Genomic DNA, 18,137 nt, shown 5'->3' with positions numbered 1-18,137 from the left:
ACAGTACGGGCGGGACGAGTCAGGCCGGCGTGCCCAGCGTGAGCACGCCGTCGACTCGACGGGGGATCGCGAGGAAGTCGTCGCGCAGCTCGACCGGCAGCAGTTCGGCGGGAGCCCCCTGCCATGCGAGCGGGCGCAGGAAGCGACGGATCGCCGTGACGCCGACCGAGGTGTGGGCGCTGTTCGTCGCGGGCCAGGGGCCGCCGTGGTGCTGGCCCCAGGAGACGCGCACGCCTGTCGGGTAGCCGTTGAACACCAGCCGGCCGGCGCGATCCTCGAGGTCGGCGACGAGCGGAGCGAGTGCGTCCCACTCATCGTCCTCGGCGTGCACGGTGGCGGTGAGCGAGTCGGGTACGCCCGTCAACGCAGTCGTTACCTCGGCGATGTCGTCGTACAGGGCGACGACGAGCAGCGGTCCGAACGCCTCCTCGGCGACGGCGTCGGTGACGTCGGCCGCGTCGATCGCGAGCACGGCGGGGGTGAGGGTGAAGCCGTCGTCGCCCGAGTGCGGCTCGACGAGCGAGGTCGCGCGACCATCGGCGATGAGACGCCCGCGGATATCGCCGAACGCGTCGAGAATGCGCGAATTGAGCAGAGGTTGCGCGGCGGCGGCGGAAGCCTTCGCGACGATCGCGTCGACCAGGCCGGTTGCGCCCCGCGGCAGGAACGCGATGCCGGGCTTGGTGCAGAGCTGGCCGGCGGATCCGGTGAAGGAGAGGAACAGGCCGTCGGCGAGGGCCTCCGCCCGCGCGTCGACGGCACCCTGCGAGATGATGAGCGGATTGAGGCTGCTGAGCTCGCCGTAGAACGGGATCGGCCGCTCGCGCTTCTCGATGATGGCTAGCAGGATGCGCCCGGTCGCAAGGGATCCGGTGAAGCCGACGGCGGCGACGGCGGGGTCCGCGACGAGGGTCGCGCCGGCCTCCTGGCCATAGACGATGCCGATGGTTCCGGCGGGGGCGCCGTAGGCGAGCGCCGCAGCGTTGAGCGCCTCGAAGGATGCCTTCGAGGTGAGCGGGTGCGAGCCGTGCGCCTTGGCGATCACGGGGTTTCCGGCCGCGAGGGCCGACGCGGTGTCGCCGCCCGCAACCGAGAATGCGAACGGGAAGTTGCTGGAGCCGAAGACCGCAACCGGTCCGATCGGCACGAGCATGCGCCGGATGTCCGGGCCGGGTCCCATAGGCGTGTCGCCTGCCCGGTCGATCGTCGCTTCGAGGTAGCCGCCCTCTTCGATCGCCTCGGCGAACAGCCGCAACTGGAACGCGGAGCGCGTGAGTTCCACGTCGAGTCGGGGCGAGGCCGCGAGTCCTGTCTCGGCCGAGGCCGTGGCGGTGAGGTTCGCGCGGTCGGCCTCGAGGCCGTCGGCGAGGGCGCGCAGCAGGCCGGCCCGCCACTCGCGGGTCGAGGTGCGCAGCACGTGGAAGGCGGCCGTTGCGGCAGCCGTGATCTCGGCGACGTTGGTCGTCGCGGAAATTCCGGTGTCGGTGACGGTGCCGGTCGCGGGATTGGTCGAGGTGAGGGTCATGAGCGTGCTCCTGTGTTGAGTAGGCCGCGGACGGCGAGGCTGGTCATCAGCGCGTGAACGCCGTACTCCCACGGCTCGACGTCCTCGGTGTGCTTGACGCGATTGACCAGGGTGCCGAGGGCGGGGGATCCGATGCGGACCACGTCGTCGATGTGGTGGGTGAAGCCGTGGCCAGGTGTGTCACGGTCGGCGGTCGGGGCGAACATCGTGCCGAGGTACAGCACGAGGCCGTCAGGGTACTGGTGCTTCGCACTGAGCGCCTGGGCAGCCAGGTCGGCGGGGTCGCGGCTGATCTGGGCGAGGTGCGATTCCCCGTGCATCACAAATCCGTCGGCGCCCTCGACGCGCAGGGTCACGGTCTCGGCGCGCAGCACATCCAGGTCGAAGTCCGCGTCGAACAAGCGTATGAACGGGCCGACCGCAGCGGATGCGTTGTTGTCCTTCGCCTGCCCGAGCAGCAGGGCGGAGCGCCCCTCGATGTCGCGCAGGTTGACGTCGTTGCCGAGCGTTGCGCCGACGATGCGACCGGTGGAGTCGATGACGAGCACAACCTCGGGCTCGGGGTTGTTCCACTCCGAGTCGGAGCGGATGCCCACGTCGATACCGCTGCCGACCGTGGCGAGCACGGGCGCCTTGGTGAAGATCTCGGCGTCCGGGCCGATGCCGACCTCGAGGTACTGGCTCCAGAGGCCCTGTTCGACGAGCACTCTCTTGAGGTTCATGGCTTCCGGGGACCCGGGGACGAGGTCGTTCAGGTCGCTGCCGAGCGCCGCGAGCACCTGCGCGCGGATGTCTTCGGCGGCGTCCGCCTCGCCGCGGGCCTTCTCCTCGATGATGCGCTCGAGCATCGACACGGGGAAGGTGACACCTGCAGCCTTGACGACCTGCAGGTCGATGGGGGAGAGCAGCCAGGGCTTCGACGCATCCCGCGAGTCGGCTGCCGTGTTGGCGAGGAGCTCGTCGACGGTCGCCAGGGTCGGGCCGGTGGCGGCAGCGACGCTCGCGGCCGGATCCACGCTCTCGGTGACGTCGCGCATCGTCGGGAAGGTGCGGCTGATGTCGTGTGCCGCACCATCGCGGATGGCGACGACGATCGGGCCGCCGGCCGCGGCATCCCACACCCGACCGACGAGGGTCGCCCGCTCGGCGTCGAGAGGCAGCGCGGCGGGGGCGCCGCCGGTCCAGTCAGTCATGGTGCTCCTTGGGTTGTGGTTCAGCGACGGTGGAAGACGCCGGGCCGCTTCTCGGCAAAGGCCGCGCGTCCCTCGTCGGCGTCGGCGGTGGCGAAGGTGATGCCCTGCAGTTCGCGCTCGTAGGCGACGGCCTGGGCCAGCGGCAGGTTGTAGGCGGCGGTGAGGTTGGCCTTCGCGGTCTCGGCCGCGATCGGCGGACGGCTCGCGATGGTCGCCGCGAGCTCGAGCGCGCGCGGCAGCAGTTCGGCGGGTTCGAGCACCTCGCTCACCAGCCCCCAGGCGAGCGCACGGGCCGCATCGATCGAGTCGCCGGTCATGGTCATCAGAGCCGTGTTGCTCGCGCCGATCGAGTTTGCGAGCAGCGCGGTCATGCCGCCGCCGCCGATCCAGCCGAGCTTGATCTCGGGGGCTGCGAATGTCGCGGTCGCCGACGCGATGCGGATGTCGCAGGTCAGTGCCGTCTCGAGGCCGCCGCCGAGGGCGTAGCCGTTGATTGCGGCGATGATCGGCTTGCGGAGTTCGCGCAGCGCGTCGCAGTAGTCGCGGCGATTGCGGAAGTCCCACGGCGTCTCGTACGAATCCAGGGTACGGATGTCACTGCCCGCGCAGAACGCGCGCTCGCCGGCACCGGTGAGCACAATCGCGCGCACCTCGTCGGCGTCGTTCGCCCAGGCCGCGAAGGCCTCGAGGGCCGACGACATCTCGGGTGTGACCGAGTTGAGCTTCTCGGGGCGACTGATGGTGACGAGCGCGACGGCGCCGTCAAGGGACACGGTGATGTTCTCAGAAGATGACGCGAATGCGATCACGAGCGGGCCTCCCGGTAGGTGGATGCAAGCAGGTCGATGGTTGCGGGGTCGGTGATGCCGTCGCGGATGATCTGCGACGCAGTCGACTGGAATGGGATGTAGCCGGGGAAGCGCGGACGCACCCAGGACTGCTCGATCGTCTCGAGGGTCTGCGAGTAGAAGCTGCCCGCGGCTTTGTCCACCGCAGCATCAGTCCACGCGGAGCGTGCGCTCGGCTGCCCTGAATGCTGCGGGATGAAACCACTCTGGCTCTCGGCGGAGAGCAGCCAGCGCAGGTGGTCGAGCAGCTCGGGGCTCGGCTCGCTGCGGCGGGTCACGGCGATGCCGGTGCCGCCGATCGTGGAGCCGAGTCGCTCGCCGGCAGGCGGGGCACCGAACGCGACTCGCGGCGAGTACGTGACGTAGCCGTAGACGAGAGGCACGTAGGTGAGCTCGTCCGTGGAGCTCATCAGCTCCAGCAGGCCGATCGGGTTCAGTCCGTGGGTGGCCGCGGGCGCGCGGCTCGCGAACTCGGCGAGGATCTCGAGCGCTTCGACGGCGACCGAGCGCTCGAAGAACTCGTCGCCGAGGTCACCGCCGAGGGACACGGCGATCGAGCACAGGCTGAGGAAGGCGTGCGGGCCGGCCAGGCTTGGCGCGATCGGGACATCGAGGGCGAGCGCGTCAGTCCACGAGACAGGGGCGTCGGCCAGCAGGTCGGGGCGGCGGGCGGAGACCTGAGTTGCGGCATCGAGCGGCAGCGCCCAGGTATGACCGTCGACCGTGTACGACGCGAAACTCGGGCCAACCGCGTCGGCGGCGAAGCCGGCGAGCTCGGCGGGGGAGAAGAGTTCATCCAGAGGCCGCAGGCAATCGACGGCAAGGGCATCGCCAAGGTGCGGGTGGTCCAGCACGATCAGGTCGTAGCGCTCGGCGAGTTCGTCGATCGGGCTCGACTCGAATCCCTCGAGGGAGTGCACGTCCCAGGAGAGGTCGGCGAAGGGGGCCGCCTGCAGGGCTTCGCGGCCGCGGGGGTGGTCCCAGGTGAGTCCGAGAAAGCGCGTCATTCTCCCGCTACCGCACCCGACTCGAACAGTCCCTCGATGCGCTCGGCGCTGACACCGAGCTCGGCGAGCACCTCGCGGCTGTGCTGGCCCACGAGGGGAGCGCCGCGATCGATGCGGGGCGGGGTGGCCGAAAACTTGTACGGGAAGCCGGGCGTCTTGACGCGGCCCTCGGTGGGGTGGTCGTATTCGACGAAGGTGCCATTGTGGGCGATCTGCGGGTCGTCGACGAGGTCCTGGTAGCCGTAGACGGGGCCTGCCCAGATTCCGACCGCGAGCAGCTTCTCGAGCCAGTTCGCGGTGGTGTCGGTGTGCAGTCGGGCTTCGGTCTTCTCGTACAGCTCGTCGCGGCGGGTCCAGCCGTCGACCTCGGGCACCATGCCGGCGAAGCTCGGTTCGCCGATCACATTGCCCAGGGTCTCGAGGTCGGCGAAGCCGAGCGCGAGGTAGCCGTCACTCGTCGCGAATATGCCGTACGGGGCGCGGATATAGACGTGCGCGTTCGGCTGCTCACCGCGCTGCTGGGGCACCTTGCCCACGGTGAAAACCGAGAGCTCCTGCATCTGCAGGGTGGTCAGGGCGTCGAGCATGTTGACGGTGACCAGCTGGCCCTCGCCGGTGCGCTCGCGGTGCAGCAGTGCAGCCAGAACACCTTCGAACGCGGTGGATGCCGTAATCGCGTCAGCGAGGTACTGCCCGGCGGGACTCGGCGGCTCGCCGTTGCGTCCGGCCGAGAGCATCGCGCCCGACATGGCCTGGAGCAGCAGGTCCTGGCCCGGGCGGTCCTTGTACGGGCCGTCCTCGCCGTAGCCCGAGATGGACACGTAGACGATCGACGGGTTGATCGCCTTGAGCGATTCGTAATCCACACCGAGTCGAGCGGCGACGCCGGGTCGGTAGTTCTGCAGGAAGACGTCGGAGGTCGCAACGAGCTCCTTCAGCACGTCCTTGCCGTCCGAGGACTTCAGGTCAATGGCGAGCGAGCGCTTGTTGCGGTTCAGGGACAGGAACGAGACGTTGATCTTGTTGCCGTTCGCGCCGCCGGCGGAGGCGAAACGCTGCCACTCACCCGCGGTCGGCTCGACCTTGATCACGTCGGCGCCGAGGTCGCCGAGGCGCTGGGCCGCGAAGGGCCCCGCCATGGCGATCGTGCAATCGAGCACCCGGTATCCGGTGAGCACTCCGCGGGGTTCTGACACTGTTTCTCCTGAGTCAGTCATGGACGCGTACCTCGGCACCATCGGCGGCCGAGGAGCGCAGAAGCCCCTCGATGAGCTCGACGGAGCGCGCAGCGACATCCACTGTGCTGTTGTTCTGAGTGCTCGCACCCGTGATGAGTTCAACGAATCGCACCGGGGGCACGAGGCACTCGTACTCGCCCTCGCTGGCCGGGATATCGACATTGATGTTCTCGCCGTCGTAGCGGCTGAGCGAGACCCGCTCGCGCTCGACGTCGATCATGAGCACACCCTCGGTGCCGAAGATGCGCAGGTCGACCTGGTACTTGTCGCCGTCGGCGAGGGTGGCCGCGCCCGAGAGCGAACCGAGCGCGCCGTTGTCGAAGCGGATGACCGCTGCGTCGAACAGGTCGACGGCGGAGCCTGCGTTCGCCACGCGTCCCGCGACGGTCGCCGCGCGCATGCCGGTGAGCCAGAAGAACAGGGCCGAGGAGTGTGAGACCTGCCCGTGGGCGTAACCGCCGCCGTGCTTCGGGTCGGCCCAGGTGCTCAGCTCGGGCTTGGTGTCCGAGTCCCAGCGCTCGAGCATGTGGGTGGGGTCGCCGCCGAACAGTCCCCGCGTGGGTGATGCCATGTGGCAGAGCGCGAACTGGATGTCGCCGACCAGCCCCGCGTCGAGGATGCGCTTGGCCTCGACAGTGAACGGCTTGTAGTTCCATCCGTAGGGGACGAGGAAGTGGGTGCCCGCACGCTCGACCGACTCGGCGAGGCTCCACGCCTCATCGGCACGTAGCGTCATCGGCTTCTCGCACAGCACGTGCAGGCCGCGTTCGAGGGCGCGGGTGGCGACGTCGAAGTGCAGGTCGTGCGGGGTGGTGATGACCACGGCGTCGAGGCCCGAGTCGAGCAGCTCGTCGACCGACTCGGTCGCCAGGCCGAAGCCGAACTTGTCGCGCACGTCGCCGAGACCCGGGCCGAGGCCGCAGACTCCGACGAGCTCGACGTCCTCACGGTTGGCGAGCAGCGGGAAGTGATTACTCGTCGCCCACCAGCCCGCGCCGACCGCGCCGATGCGCACGCGGCTCATGCGCGTGCCCAAACACGCCGGCCGTCGCGCGAGGAGACAGTTGCCGCCCCGCGAGCGACGAGGCGTTCGAGATTTCCGGTGACGGGGAAGATCAGGTACTCGCTCGCCAAGGCGTCCCACGGGCCGACACTCGGCGCTATGCGGTGGATGATCTCGAGCGTGCTCTGCCCGGTTTCGTCGAGGGCCGCGGTGATCGCGACATCCAGAGTCTCGGTGTATTCGGCCGACTCGTCGAGGAAGGCACCAACGGCCGCGCCCTCGTAGACCGGGTAGTGCGCGGTAAGCAGCAGCTCGGCGTCGAACGCGCGGAACTGCTCGATGCTCGCGAGGTACGGGTCGGTGTCGCGGTAGGTCGGCGGGAAGGCCGGCTCGCCGTCGGCGCCCGGCACGGTGGTGCCGAGGGTCGCGTCGGCGATGAGGAGGGCGGAGTTGGCGGCATCCCAGAGCGAGAGATGGCCGTCGCTGTGACCGGGGGTGTGCAGAACCCGGATGACGCGATCACCGAGATCGAACTCCTCGCCACCGTTCAGCGGGCGCGCGATCGGCGTCACGGCCGCAACGTCACGGATGTACGCGGTCAGCTCGGGGGCATCTTCGAAACCGTCGTCGTCGCGGAACTCGGCGTAGCGCTGCTCGATCAGCACCTCGAGATCTTCAGCGAGCGGCACGTCGAGCGCACCGGCCATGATCTCGACGTGCGGGGCGGCAGCCAGGATGGCGGCGTTGCCTCCGGTGTGGTCCCAGTCGCAGTGCGAGCTGACCACCCAGGAGAGTTTCGCCAGGTCGAAGCCGATGGTCTCGAGGTAGGGCAGCAGGGTCTCGCGAACACTCTCGGTGATGCCGGTGTCGAACAGCAGCGCGCGTTCGGAGCCCACGAGCAGGTACATCGCAATGAAGCGCTCGCCGAGGGGCGCCTGGATGCGGTGGAGTCCGGGGCGCAGCTCCATCAGCTGGTACCCGTCGGCCGGGTGCGGTAACGCGTCATGATCAATCGCCTTTGATGAGTGCACGGTCAGCGGAAGCCAATCCGCAAACAGCATACATCACACGATTGATTCGAGGGATTACGTTCGCACAACCACGTTCTTCGGCGGTGACCCGTCGAGCAGCAGCGCTACCTGCTCCCGTACGAGCCGGTCCATGCGCCGACTCATCGACCCGACATCGCCGCCGACGTGAGGGCTGATGAGCACTCCGGGCAACGTCCACAGCGCGTGTTCGGGCGGGAGCGGTTCTGGATCCGTCACGTCCATCGCGGCACGAACCCGGCCCGCGGTCACTGCGCGCGTGAGCGCCGCGGTGTCGACGACCGGGCCGCGGGCGACGTTCACGAGCAGCGCGCCGGGGGCCATCGCTGCAAGGAATGAGTCGTCCACCAAGCCCCTGGTCGAGTCGTCGAGCGGCACTGCGAGCACCACGATGTCCGCCTTGGGCAGCAGTTCGTCGACGTCGTCCCAGGCGTGCACGGTTCCAAGGTCGTCGGTGCGGGCGCTGCGCCCGACCCGCAGCAGCTCGACGTCGAACGGGGCTAGCCGCAGCGCGACCTGCCGGCCGACACCACCCGTGCCGAGTAGCAGGACCGTCTGCATCGCGAGCCCCGGGTAGCGCTCGTGCGCCCACTCGCCGTCACGTGCTGCCGTCACGAACTCCGGGATGCCGCGCTGGCTCGCGAGGATGAGGGCGAGCGCGAGCTCACCGGTCGCTGCCTCGTGCACGTCGACGGCGTTGCAGTAGACGTTGCCGGCGGGGAGGTGATCCGCGACCCCGTCGTAGCCGAGCATCTGCGCCTGCACGACTGCGGCGTCCTGCCCGGCCAGCCCGCCGAGCGAGGGGGCACCGATCATGTACGGCAGCACCAGCAGGTCGAACCGTCGATCGGAGGGCGGCGAGCCAAGTGCCCAGACGACGAGTTCAACGCCGGGCGGGGGAGGGCTCAACCGATCCCGCATCGCCGCATCGGGCACGGCGACCAGCAGGTCAGGCATCGCGGGGGAGTTTGCGGCGCTCCCAGGCGCGCGTGATGTGGTCGCGCATGGCTGCGGAGGCCTTGTCCGGGTCGCCCGCCTCGATGGCGTCGAGCACAAGCGCGTGCTCCTGCAGGGTGAGCGCGTATGCATCGGGGCCGGGCGCGCCGTGGAAGCGCTGGTTGTCGCTCGCGCGCTGCACGAGCGTGCGCGCGATCGCCTTGGCGAGAGCGTTGCCCGACTTGCTCATGATGAGCGAGTGGAAGTCCTTGTCCGCCTCGGGGAACACCTCGGGGTTGTCAGAGGCGCGACGCATGGCCTCAAGAGACTCGCGGATCTCCTCGAGATCGGCGGGGCTGCGGTTGGTCGCGACCGCCGCAGACATCGCGGACTCGAGTTCGCTGCGCACCACGGCGAGCTCGTCGAGGATGCCGAGGGTCTGGTCGTTCTCGATCATGGTCGAGATAACGACCTTGTCGAGGATGTTCCACTCCGAGGAGGAGCTGACCTCGGTGCCGCGGCCCTGGCCGACGGTGACCATGCCCTTCTCCTCGAGCCTTTTGACCGACTCGCGGATGACCGTGCGGCTCACACCGAAGTGAGCGGCGAGCTCGCCTTCGGGCGGCAGCAGCTGGCCGGCGGCGACCGACCCGGTCACGATCATGGCGACGAGATCGTGCACGACCTGCACTCCGAGACGGGCGGCCGGTGCCCGCTTCACGGCGCCACTGAAGACGGCGGAAGGGTCGGAGGCGTGCGGGAGTGACATGCGAACCATTGTAGGGAGCGGGCGGCGTGGGGCAATGCATTCACATCTGGGAGGCTTGTGGAACCGGGGCCACCTCGCGGATTGCGAATACGTCACATGTATGATCTACTAACCCCGACGCCTAATTAGGCGCTCAGTCGTCAACGACGTCGACAAGAAAAGGACGCGAAATGGCATCACAGCACCGCCGCTTCACTGGCACTCTCGCCCTCACAGCAGGACTCGCAGTAGTGGGACTGCTGGCCGGATGCTCGGCAGACGCCGGCCCGACCTCGGACAACGGCTTCGGATTCGCCGCCGCTGAGCAGGATCCGGACAGCTCCATCACCGTATGGGTGGACGCCGCGCGCGAACCCATCGCCAACGCTTTCAAGGAAGCGAACCCCGACACTCCGATCTCGATCGAGACCTACGACGGCAATGCCGGCGGCAGCGACTCGTTCAAGACCAAGATCGCGCTCTTCGACCAGTCCGGTGAGGGCTGGCCAGATGTGGTCTTCTCGACCCAGACGAACGACACCTCGTGGGCCGCCAAGGAGCTCAACGGCACTCAGGCCTTCGCCGCACCGCTCAACAAGGGTGTCCTCGACGACGACTTCCTCGAGGGCTTCACCGCGGGAGCGAACGACCCGATGACCGTCGATGACGCCGTCTACGGACTCCGCAACGACCTCGCCCCCGTAGTGCTCTGGTACAACCAGAAGCTCCTCGACCAGTTCGGCTACGACATCCCGACCACGTGGGAAGAATACGAAGCCCTCAGCGATGACCTCGCCGCCGACCACCCCGGATACATCCTCGGCTCGGTGGGCGACAGCTTCGTCGGAACCTACGTCTACTACTGGGGTGCACAGGCACCGATCTTCCAGCTCAAGGGCGACACGTTCTCGACCGACTTCGCCGACGACCACTCCACCCGTATGACCGATCTGCTCGACCACATGGTCGACAACGGCACGCTCATCCAGGACAGCGTCTTCAGCGCCGGATTCGTGGACTACGCCGACAAGCTCGTCGCAACCCCCGGACCGGCCTGGTACTCGGGTGCTGTCTTCCAGAACCCGGATAACCTGAACGTGCCGGCCGGCGAGATCGGTGCAGCGGCTCCGCTCTACTGGGATGGCGAAGACAAGGTGACCGGCAACGTGGGTGGTGGCGTCTGGTACGCATCGAGCCACTCCAAGAACCTCGACGCCGTCTCCGACTTCCTCGAGTTCGCCATCAGCTCCGACAAGGCCATCGAGCTCGCCTCCGGCCTGCCGGCCTACACCGACGCGTCCGACGCGTGGCTCGCCACGCAGGCAGAGGGCGGCTACTTCGTCGGAGACTTCGAGGGAAGCGTCAACACCGCCGCCGGAAGCGTCTGGAACGGATGGGGCTTCCCGAGCTTCAGCCCCGAGACGGCCTACGCCAGCGTTGTGGTTCCCGGCCTCGCCGCAGGCAAGTCCTTCGCCGAACTCGTCCCCGCGTGGGAGACCGAGATCAAGAACCAGGCCCAGGTCTCGGGCTACACGGTCAAGTAAGGACTGCTCTCATTTCAACCAGCACTACGACCCGGCCTGTTGCCGACTCCTCACGGGGTCGGCAGCAGGCCCCGTCGGGTCGTCGCCGCCCCGACCGGTCCCAGACGATCATGGGCTACACCTTCTCGAGCGGGTACACCGTCCTGCTCCTGGCCTTCGGTGTGCTCCCCACCCTCTACGCGATCTTCCTCGCCTTCACCAAGGGCGGCGCGTTCGTCGGCTTCGACAACTTCGCCAAGGTGTTCGGCGACTATCGCTTCTTCCCCGCGGTGCAGCACGTGGCGATCTACCTGGTCGTCTACCTGGTCTGCCTCACGCTGTTCGTGGTGCTGCTCGCTCTCGTCGTTCATGCGATCAAGGTGCGCTGGATCTCCACCAGCATCCGCTTCCTCTACTACATCCCCGGTGCACTGGCCGGAGCGTCGAGCGTTCTGCTCTGGCTGTTCCTGCTCGACCCGAGCGTGTCGCCGGTGGCATTCCTGCTCAAGGCGATGGGCCTCGAGTCGTTTGTGCAGACCGTCTCGATCGACAACCTCCCGGTGATCTTCACCGTCATCGCGTTCTGGACGGGCGCGGGTGGCTGGATCGTCATCATGTACGGCGCCCTCAACAACATCAGCAATGACGTGATGGAGGCCGCGCGCATCGACGGCGCCGGTCCGATCAACACGGCTCGCTACATCCAGATCCCGATGCTACGTAAGTGGATCTCCTACATGGGCATCATGTCGCTCGCCGCCGGCACCCAGTTGTTCGTCGAGCCGCGAGTCTTGTCCCAGGCCAGCAAGGGCGTTGTTCCGCCCGACTACTCGCTGAACCAGCTCGCCTACCTGTTCGCATTCCGTCAGGGCGACTTCAACGGCTCTGCCGCCATCTCCCTCATCCTGCTCGTGGTCGCCGTCGGTCTCGCTGCATTCTTCGTCTTCCGTGGAGGCCTCTTTGAGCGCGACTAATCTGACCGAGACGCCGGAGGTCACGGCGGTTCGCGACAAGGACATCTCACCCGGCCGTTGGCTCGGGCGTGCACTCGCCTTCAGCGTCACGGGTCTCTTCCTCGTCTTCTTCGCCCTGCCGATCGTCTGGCTGCTGCTCGCCCCGACGAAGACCGCGCGCGAGCTGCTGCTGAACAACCCGTTCAGCTTCGGAGCGTTCTCAACTCTCGCCGACAACTGGAATCAGCTCACCGGTTTCCAGAACGGCATCATCTTCACCTGGCTCGGCAACTCGGCGTTCTACACGGGCGCCGCGCTCATCATCGCGCTCGTCGTGACGATCCCTGCCGGCTACGCCCTCGCCATGACGGACTTCAAGCTGCGTCGGCCGCTGCTGATCCTGACCCTCATCGTGATGCTCATCCCGAACACGGCGCTGGTGCTGCCGATCTTCCTCGAGCTGAGCGCGGTAAAGCTGATCGGTTCGCCGCTGGCCGTCATCCTGCCATTCTCGTTCTTCCCGTTCGGCGTCTACCTGACCTACATCTACTTCTCGACGGCGGTCTCCAAGGACCTCCTCGACGCGGCGCGCATCGACGGCGCCGGCGAGCTGCGGGTGTTCTGGAAGATCGCCATGCCGCTCGCGACGCCGGTGATCGCCCTCGTCGGATTCTTCAACCTCACCGGCAACTGGAACAACTACTTCCTCCCGTTCGTCACCGAACCGGGGCGTAAGTCGCCCGTGCAGGTGGGGCTCGCCGAGCTGCTCTCCAACGTGCCACTCTTCAACCCGACCTCTGCGGGATCGGTGACCATCGACCTGCCCGTGCTCGCGCTCGCGACCCTGGTCTCGATCGCGCCCGTGCTCATCATCTTCCTGTTCTCGCAGCGCTTCCTGGTGACCGGCATGACCGCCGGCGGCACCAAGGAATGACGGCCGTCGCACCGCTCCGGTTCGGGATGGCGGCGCGCCTCCGCCCCGAGAAGCGGGTGGAGTATCTCGACCTGCACGCGGCCGCATGGCCGGGCGTGGAGGCGATGATCACCGAGTGCGGCATCCGGAACTTCACGATCTATGTGCTGGGCGACGTGATCTTCGGCTACTACGAATATGTCGGAGACGACTTCGAGGCTGACCAGGCGAAGATGGCGGCGGACCCCGAGACGCAGCAGTGGTGGGCGCGCACGGCGCCCTGCCAGCTGCCGTTCGAGCCCGACGCGGCCGAGCCGAACTGGCAGATCATGACCGAGGCCTGGCACCTCGACTGAACTGGACTTTCTGCTTATTCAGCGACGAGGCGCAGGCCGGCCCGCTGGGACCGCACGTGAGGCCCGTCATGGGTGATCCACGGCGCGGTGAGCTGGTTGGCGATGATCGCGTCCTCGTCGATCGAGATGCCCGAACCGGGCTGGTCGCCGAGCACAATGCCGCCGTCGGCGTACTCCTCCGAGATGGTGACGCCGAACGGTGCGCCGATGTCCTGCACCTCCGCAGACAGGTGATTCGGGATGGCCGCCGCGGCGTGGCCGACGGCCGGGTTCGCCGTGAGGCCCACCGGGCTCATCGGCAGGTGTCGCGAGTGTGCCGCGTACGCGACCCGGAGGAAGTGCGTGATTCCCCACACCGCACCCGTCTGCACGATATCGATGGCACCCTCGTCGAAGAGCGGGGTGAACTGCTCGAGACCGGTGAGATTCTCGCCGGTCGCGACGGCGGCCTTGATGCTCGAGCTGAGGCGGGCGTGGCCCGTTGCATCCCAGCGACGCAGCGGCTCCTCGATCCAGGTGAGGTCGAGCTGCTCCTCGATCGCCGAGACGTAGCGCACGGCCTGCTTGAGATTCCAGGACTCGTTCGAGTCGAGCATCAGGGCCGGGCGGGAGGTGTTGCGCCCCAGCTCGTCGGCGATGATGCGCAGGCGGCGGATGTCGGTGTCGACGTCCCGCCCGCCCTTGAGCTTGCCGGCGGTGAAGCCGCGCTCGGACATGGAGCGGTAGAAGGTCGCGAGCGCCTCGTCGTCGAGCGCGATGTCGAGGCCGGATGCATAGCCGGGCACAAAGCGATCGCGGGCACCGAGCAGGCGCCACAGCGGTTCCCCCGCGGCCTTCGCCTTGAGGTCCCAGAGCGCGGCGTCCAGGGTGCCGATGCCGCCGAAGACCGCGCCTGAGTGGCCGGACTTGAAGACCTGGGAGAGCATGCGGTCGTAGAGCGCGTTGACGCTGCGCGGATCCTCGCCTTCGATGGCGGGGAAGAGGGTGTCGATTCCGCTGTCGGACCCGATGCCGACGCCGGTGATGCCGATGTCGGTCTCGAGCAGCACGACGGGCACCTCGGTGACCCCGGATCCGATGAATCCGTTGACGTCACCCACGGGGCGGCCCCAGTCGCGGTAGGTGCGCAGGCAGCGGTAACCGGTGATCTTCATATCGTCCTTGATGCGTAGCAATTTCCGGAAAGTTCAAACAACATACATCATATGTCATTGACGTATGATTGTCCCCAGGGTCTCGAATCGGTGGGACACGTTCAAGGAGGAACTGTGAAACTGGCACGTCTGGGCGACCCGGGAAGCGAAATCCCGGTACTGCTTCACGAAGACCGCTATCTCGATCTGCGCGGAGTCGTCACCGACATCAACGCTGACGCCCTGTCGAACGAGGGGCTCGCGAGAATCGCCGCATCCGTCGACTCGCTCCCCGAGCTCGCCGACGCTGCATCCCTTCGGGTCGGCGCCCCGGTCGTGCGCCCGAGCGCGATCATCTGCGTGGGTCTCAACTACGCGGCTCATGCCGCCGAGTCCGGCGCACAGCCGCCGGCGTCGCCCGTGATCTTCCTCAAGACGCCGAACACGGTCGGTGGCCCCAACGACATCGTCGACATTCCCCGCAAGAGCTCGAAGACCGACTGGGAGGTCGAGCTCGCCGTGGTGATCGGCGAACGCGCTCTCTACCTCGACTCGCCCGTTGACTCGCGCAAGCACATCGCCGGCTACACGGTCGCCAACGACCTCTCCGAGCGGGAGTTCCAGATCGAGGTATCGGGCGGACAGTGGAGCAAAGGCAAGTCGGCTCCCGGCTTCAGCCCCCTCGGCCCGTATCTCGTCACGGCCGACGAGGTCGACTCGACCGACCTGCGCCTGCGCAGCTGGGTCAATGGCGAGATCCGACAGGATTCGTCGACCGCAGACCTCATCTTCAACGTCGACTTCATCGTCTGGCACCTGAGCCAGTTCCTCGCTCTCGAGGCCGGGGATGTCATCATGACGGGGACGCCCGAAGGCGTCGCGCTGTCGGGACGCTTCCCGTACCTCACGGAAGGCGACGTCGTGGAGATCGAGATCGAGGGACTCGGCCGCCAGCGCCAGGTCATGGGCCAGGCATGAGCGGCGACTTCGACGGCCTCGTAGCGGTCGTCACCGGCGGTGCTGCCGGAATCGGTGCCGCGGTCGTGACACGCCTGCTCGAGGGCGGCGCGCGCGTGGCCATCCTCGACCTGAACATCGACGGCGCGAACCCGTCGGCCTTGGCCGTGAAGGCGGATGTGTCCGATCTGGCCTCCGTCACCGCGGCAATCGAGTCGGTCGCCTCCGAGCTCGGCGGCATCGACATCGTGGTGAACAACGCGGGCATCGGTGCCCAGGGCTCTGTCGAGACCGTCGACGAGGCGGAGTGGGCCCGGGTGTTCAGCATCAACGTCACCGGAATGGCCCGTGTTGCGAGCGCGGCGCTGCCGTACCTGCGCGCGTCGTCGAACGCGGCGATCGTCAATACGTCATCCATCGCCGCCACGGCGGGACTTCCGTTGCGAGCCCTGTACAGCGCGTCGAAGGGCGCGGTGCTGTCCCTGACCCGCGCAATGGCCGCCGACCACCTGCGCGAGGGCATCCGCGTCAATGCGGTCAACCCGGGAACCGCCGACACCCCGTGGGTGGGCCGACTGCTCAGCTCGGCCAGCGATCCGTCCGCCGAGCGGGCTGCCCTTGCCGCGCGCCAGCCGCACGGGCGCCTCGTCGACCCGATCGAGATCGCCGAAGCCATCGCCTACCTCGCGAACCCGCGCAACAAGTCGACCACCGGCACGAGCATCGCCGTCGACGGCGGTATGCAGGAACTCCGTCTGCGCCCGATCGCGGACTGATGACCATTCTCGACGCGCACGCCCACCTCTGGCAGCGTGCGCGCACGCCCCAGGACTGGATCGACCCCGCGTCGATGCCGGCGATCGACCGGGACTTCTGGGTCGACGACCTCATCGCCCTGCAGTCGGCCGCGGGGATCGACGGCACGATCCTCGTGCAGTCGGTCAACACCGCCCAGGAGACGCTCGACCTGCTGGCCGCCGCCTCTCACCCGTCCGTGGTCGGCGTCGTGGGATGGATCGAGCTCGAGGGCGATGTCGCGGGCCAGCTCGCCTCGCTCCGCGCGCTGCCCGGCGGCGAGAAGCTCGTCGGCATCCGGCATCTGGCGCACGTCGATCCCGATCCCTCGTGGCTGACGCGGCCGACCGTCGATCTCGACGCCCTCGATGTTCCCTTCGACCTCGTGGTGCACGCGCCGCAGCTGAAGTCGGCGGCCGCCGCCGCTGCAGCACATCCCTCGGTCACGTTCGTTCTGGATCACCTCGGCAACCCACCGATCGCGAGCTCCGACCTGGCCGCCTGGCGTCGCGACCTCGCCCTGCTCGCCGAGCTGCCGAATGTGGTCACCAAGCTTTCCGGCATCACGCTGCAGACGAACTGGAGCGACTGGACCATCGACGACCTGCGCGGGTCGGTCGAGTACGCGCTCGACCTGTTCGGTGCGCAGCGTCTGCTGTTCGGAACCGACTGGCCGCTGCTGCTGCTCGCATCGAAAGCGCCGAGCTGGATCGAGATCGTGCGCGAGCTCATCCCCACCGAACACCATGCCGCCGTGCTCGGTGGAAACGCTGCCCGCGTCTACCTGGGGGATCAGCATGCGTGACCGGCTGGTTCACGGCACCGACATCCGGCTCACCGAAATCGCCTTCGGGGGAGCGTCGCTCGGCAACCTCTACTCGGTGACCAGCGACGAGGACGCCGCGGCCAGCGTGGCGCAGGCGTGGGAGAGCGGCATCCGCTACTTCGACACAGCCCCGCACTACGGCCTCGGCCTCTCGGAGCGTCGCCTCGGCGCAGCGCTGTCGTCGCACGCGCGCGGCGACTACGTGATCTCCTCCAAGGTCGGGCGCCTGATCGTGCCGAACGAGAACCCGACGGAGTTTGACGACGACGGCTTCATCGTGCCCGGGGATCTACGGCGCGAATGGGACTTCACGCGGGACGGCGTCCTGCGATCGGTCGAGGCCTCGCTCGCGCGTCTCGACACCGACTACATCGACATCCTCTACCTGCACGACCCCGACGCGAGTGAGATTCCGGATGCCGCGGCCACGGGTGCCGCGGCGCTCATCGAGTTGCGCGACCAGGGCGTGGTGCGTGCCGTCGGCATCGGATCCAACTCCGCCTCCGCGGTTGCGCAGCTCTTCCGCGAGTCGGACGTCGACCTCGCCATGCTCGCCGGCCGCTACACGCTGCTCGAGCAGCGCGGGGCTGATGAGGTCTTCGAGGCGGCGGGGGAGAAGTCGATCGTCGCGGTCGGCGTCTTCAACTCGGGGCTGCTCTCGGCCGACCGACCGAAACCCACGGCGATGTACAACTATCTGCCGGCAACGGCAGACGTGATCGCTCGGGCCAATCGCCTCGCCGATAGTGCCGAATCGCACGGCGCAACGCTACCGCAGGCTGCCCTGGCCTTCCCACTGCGCAACTCGCAGGTGGTCAGCATCGCCATCGGGATGCGCAACGCACAGCAGGTGACGTCGAACGTCGAACTGTACGAGCGCGGGGTCAATGAGGCGGCGTGGGCCGAGCTCGAGGCTCAGACCTTGTAGAAGGAGTGCTGCGCGTCTTCGAGCGTCGGGAAGTTGCCGAGGCCGCGACCACGGTGAGTCGTTGCCGTGAAGCCCTCGGGCTCGCGGTGCTCGACCATGCCGATGAAGACGCCGCGATAGCGGCCGATCCAGACGGCGGACTTGACCGCGTCAGTCTCGGTCCACTCGACGTCGGTGGTGGTGGGTGCGGTGATCGTGGTGCTCAT

The 18,137-nt window shown here is 67.8% G+C and carries 19 protein-coding genes; 8 read left to right on the top strand and 11 right to left on the bottom strand.

All coding sequences use genetic code 11. The features are described from left to right. Nucleotides 1-19 precede the first annotated feature (19 nt). The 9 genes from EYE40_RS10000 to EYE40_RS09960 are packed head-to-tail and all read right to left on the bottom strand — an operon-like array spanning nt 20 to nt 9,568. On the bottom strand, nt 20-1,525 hold the full coding sequence (locus EYE40_RS10000) for an aldehyde dehydrogenase family protein (RefSeq protein ID WP_130981803.1): 1,506 nt from the start codon (nt 1,523-1,525) through the stop codon (nt 20-22). Beyond that, nucleotides 1,522-2,718, bottom strand: a complete 1,197-nt coding sequence (locus EYE40_RS09995) for a fumarylacetoacetate hydrolase family protein (protein ID WP_130981802.1) — start codon at nt 2,716-2,718, stop codon at nt 1,522-1,524. Before EYE40_RS09995 ends, EYE40_RS10000 begins: the two co-directional genes overlap by 4 nt. Before the next feature lie 20 nt (nt 2,719-2,738). Beyond that, nucleotides 2,739-3,527: an enoyl-CoA hydratase/isomerase family protein gene (locus tag EYE40_RS09990; RefSeq protein WP_204742237.1), complete on the bottom strand. Its 789-nt coding sequence runs from the start codon at nt 3,525-3,527 to the stop codon at nt 2,739-2,741. Continuing rightward, entirely contained in the window at nt 3,524-4,573 is a 1,050-nt protein-coding gene (locus EYE40_RS09985; protein WP_130981801.1) for a type 2 periplasmic-binding domain-containing protein, read from the bottom strand. Before EYE40_RS09985 ends, EYE40_RS09990 begins: the two co-directional genes overlap by 4 nt. Next, the gene (locus tag EYE40_RS09980) at nt 4,570-5,769 is read right to left on the bottom strand and encodes a CaiB/BaiF CoA transferase family protein (protein ID WP_204742236.1); all 1,200 of its coding nucleotides are present in this window, start codon (nt 5,767-5,769) and stop codon (nt 4,570-4,572) included. The genes EYE40_RS09985 and EYE40_RS09980 overlap by 4 nt, the downstream gene beginning before the upstream one ends. 13 nt (nt 5,770-5,782) lie before the next feature. Further along, entirely contained in the window at nt 5,783-6,835 is a 1,053-nt protein-coding gene (locus EYE40_RS09975) for a Gfo/Idh/MocA family protein (protein WP_130981799.1), read from the bottom strand. Next, nucleotides 6,832-7,875 carry an MBL fold metallo-hydrolase gene (locus EYE40_RS09970; RefSeq protein ID WP_130981798.1) on the bottom strand — a complete coding sequence of 348 codons (1,044 nt, stop codon included), beginning with the start codon at nt 7,873-7,875 and terminating at the stop codon, nt 6,832-6,834. Before EYE40_RS09970 ends, EYE40_RS09975 begins: the two co-directional genes overlap by 4 nt. A 24-nt stretch (nt 7,876-7,899) precedes the next feature. After that, the gene (locus tag EYE40_RS09965; protein WP_130981797.1) at nt 7,900-8,820 is read right to left on the bottom strand and encodes a 2-hydroxyacid dehydrogenase; all 921 of its coding nucleotides are present in this window, start codon (nt 8,818-8,820) and stop codon (nt 7,900-7,902) included. Then, complete coding sequence (locus tag EYE40_RS09960; RefSeq protein ID WP_130981796.1) at nt 8,813-9,568, bottom strand: FadR/GntR family transcriptional regulator; 756 nt, start codon at nt 9,566-9,568, stop codon at nt 8,813-8,815. The genes EYE40_RS09965 and EYE40_RS09960 overlap by 8 nt, the downstream gene beginning before the upstream one ends. A gap of 170 nt (nt 9,569-9,738) precedes the next feature. Here EYE40_RS09960 and EYE40_RS09955 point away from each other — a divergent pair, with 170 nt between their 5' ends. From EYE40_RS09955 to EYE40_RS09940, 4 genes are all read left to right on the top strand, one after another. After that, nucleotides 9,739-11,091: an ABC transporter substrate-binding protein gene (locus tag EYE40_RS09955; RefSeq protein ID WP_130981795.1), complete on the top strand. Its 1,353-nt coding sequence runs from the start codon at nt 9,739-9,741 to the stop codon at nt 11,089-11,091. A 110-nt stretch (nt 11,092-11,201) separates the two neighbouring features. Beyond that, nucleotides 11,202-12,044: a carbohydrate ABC transporter permease gene (locus EYE40_RS09950; protein WP_130981794.1), complete on the top strand. Its 843-nt coding sequence runs from the start codon at nt 11,202-11,204 to the stop codon at nt 12,042-12,044. Then, nucleotides 12,031-12,957: a carbohydrate ABC transporter permease gene (locus EYE40_RS09945; RefSeq protein WP_240034782.1), complete on the top strand. Its 927-nt coding sequence runs from the start codon at nt 12,031-12,033 to the stop codon at nt 12,955-12,957. The genes EYE40_RS09950 and EYE40_RS09945 overlap by 14 nt, the downstream gene beginning before the upstream one ends. Then, nucleotides 12,954-13,292 carry an L-rhamnose mutarotase gene (locus EYE40_RS09940; RefSeq protein WP_130981793.1) on the top strand — a complete coding sequence of 113 codons (339 nt, stop codon included), beginning with the start codon at nt 12,954-12,956 and terminating at the stop codon, nt 13,290-13,292. Before EYE40_RS09945 ends, EYE40_RS09940 begins: the two co-directional genes overlap by 4 nt. A gap of 14 nt (nt 13,293-13,306) precedes the next feature. Here the strand turns inward: EYE40_RS09940 and EYE40_RS09935 are convergent, their stop codons facing one another. After that, the gene (locus tag EYE40_RS09935) at nt 13,307-14,446 is read right to left on the bottom strand and encodes a mandelate racemase/muconate lactonizing enzyme family protein (protein ID WP_130981792.1); all 1,140 of its coding nucleotides are present in this window, start codon (nt 14,444-14,446) and stop codon (nt 13,307-13,309) included. Nucleotides 14,447-14,560: 114 nt separating this feature from the next. On the opposite strand from EYE40_RS09935, the gene EYE40_RS09930 reads away from it, so the two are divergent. From EYE40_RS09930 to EYE40_RS09915, 4 genes are read left to right on the top strand one after another with little or no spacing between them, the layout of a single operon-like run. After that, on the top strand, nt 14,561-15,403 hold the full coding sequence (locus tag EYE40_RS09930) for a fumarylacetoacetate hydrolase family protein (RefSeq protein ID WP_130981791.1): 843 nt from the start codon (nt 14,561-14,563) through the stop codon (nt 15,401-15,403). Then, nucleotides 15,400-16,158 carry an SDR family NAD(P)-dependent oxidoreductase gene (locus EYE40_RS09925; RefSeq protein WP_130981790.1) on the top strand — a complete coding sequence of 253 codons (759 nt, stop codon included), beginning with the start codon at nt 15,400-15,402 and terminating at the stop codon, nt 16,156-16,158. The genes EYE40_RS09930 and EYE40_RS09925 overlap by 4 nt, the downstream gene beginning before the upstream one ends. Then, nucleotides 16,158-16,982 carry an amidohydrolase family protein gene (locus tag EYE40_RS09920; RefSeq protein ID WP_130981789.1) on the top strand — a complete coding sequence of 275 codons (825 nt, stop codon included), beginning with the start codon at nt 16,158-16,160 and terminating at the stop codon, nt 16,980-16,982. Before EYE40_RS09925 ends, EYE40_RS09920 begins: the two co-directional genes overlap by 1 nt. Further along, on the top strand, nt 16,975-17,931 hold the full coding sequence (locus EYE40_RS09915) for an aldo/keto reductase (protein ID WP_130981788.1): 957 nt from the start codon (nt 16,975-16,977) through the stop codon (nt 17,929-17,931). Before EYE40_RS09920 ends, EYE40_RS09915 begins: the two co-directional genes overlap by 8 nt. On the opposite strand, the gene EYE40_RS09910 is transcribed toward EYE40_RS09915, so the two are convergent. Then, entirely contained in the window at nt 17,919-18,137 is a 219-nt protein-coding gene (locus EYE40_RS09910) for a hypothetical protein (protein WP_130981787.1), read from the bottom strand. The genes EYE40_RS09915 and EYE40_RS09910 overlap by 13 nt on opposite strands.

The sequence above is a fragment of the Glaciihabitans arcticus genome, from assembly GCF_004310685.1.
GTDB classification, from domain to species: domain Bacteria; phylum Actinomycetota; class Actinomycetes; order Actinomycetales; family Microbacteriaceae; genus Conyzicola; species Conyzicola arctica.
This window is presented reverse-complemented; position numbering and strand designations above follow the sequence as displayed.

Excerpts from the sequence above, each read along its gene's own strand:
- EYE40_RS09960 (WP_130981796.1), bottom strand. The coding sequence starts at position 9,568 with ATGTCACTCCCGCACGCCTCCGACCCTTCCGCCGTCTTCAGTGGCGCC.
- EYE40_RS09970 (WP_130981798.1), bottom strand. The coding sequence starts at position 7,875 with ATGCTGTTTGCGGATTGGCTTCCGCTGACCGTGCACTCATCAAAGGCG.
- EYE40_RS09955 (WP_130981795.1), top strand. The coding sequence starts at position 9,739 with ATGGCATCACAGCACCGCCGCTTCACTGGCACTCTCGCCCTCACAGCA.
- EYE40_RS09940 (WP_130981793.1), top strand. The coding sequence starts at position 12,954 with ATGACGGCCGTCGCACCGCTCCGGTTCGGGATGGCGGCGCGCCTCCGC.
- EYE40_RS09915 (WP_130981788.1), top strand. The coding sequence starts at position 16,975 with ATGCGTGACCGGCTGGTTCACGGCACCGACATCCGGCTCACCGAAATC.
- EYE40_RS09925 (WP_130981790.1), top strand. The coding sequence starts at position 15,400 with ATGAGCGGCGACTTCGACGGCCTCGTAGCGGTCGTCACCGGCGGTGCT.
- EYE40_RS09965 (WP_130981797.1), bottom strand. The coding sequence starts at position 8,820 with ATGCCTGACCTGCTGGTCGCCGTGCCCGATGCGGCGATGCGGGATCGG.
- EYE40_RS09985 (WP_130981801.1), bottom strand. The coding sequence starts at position 4,573 with ATGACGCGCTTTCTCGGACTCACCTGGGACCACCCCCGCGGCCGCGAA.
- EYE40_RS09920 (WP_130981789.1), top strand. The coding sequence starts at position 16,158 with ATGACCATTCTCGACGCGCACGCCCACCTCTGGCAGCGTGCGCGCACG.
- EYE40_RS09935 (WP_130981792.1), bottom strand. The coding sequence starts at position 14,446 with ATGAAGATCACCGGTTACCGCTGCCTGCGCACCTACCGCGACTGGGGC.
- EYE40_RS09995 (WP_130981802.1), bottom strand. The coding sequence starts at position 2,718 with ATGACTGACTGGACCGGCGGCGCCCCCGCCGCGCTGCCTCTCGACGCC.
- EYE40_RS09910 (WP_130981787.1), bottom strand. The coding sequence starts at position 18,137 with ATGAGCACCACGATCACCGCACCCACCACCACCGACGTCGAGTGGACC.
- EYE40_RS10000 (WP_130981803.1), bottom strand. The coding sequence starts at position 1,525 with ATGACCCTCACCTCGACCAATCCCGCGACCGGCACCGTCACCGACACC.
- EYE40_RS09975 (WP_130981799.1), bottom strand. The coding sequence starts at position 6,835 with ATGAGCCGCGTGCGCATCGGCGCGGTCGGCGCGGGCTGGTGGGCGACG.
- EYE40_RS09950 (WP_130981794.1), top strand. The coding sequence starts at position 11,202 with ATGGGCTACACCTTCTCGAGCGGGTACACCGTCCTGCTCCTGGCCTTC.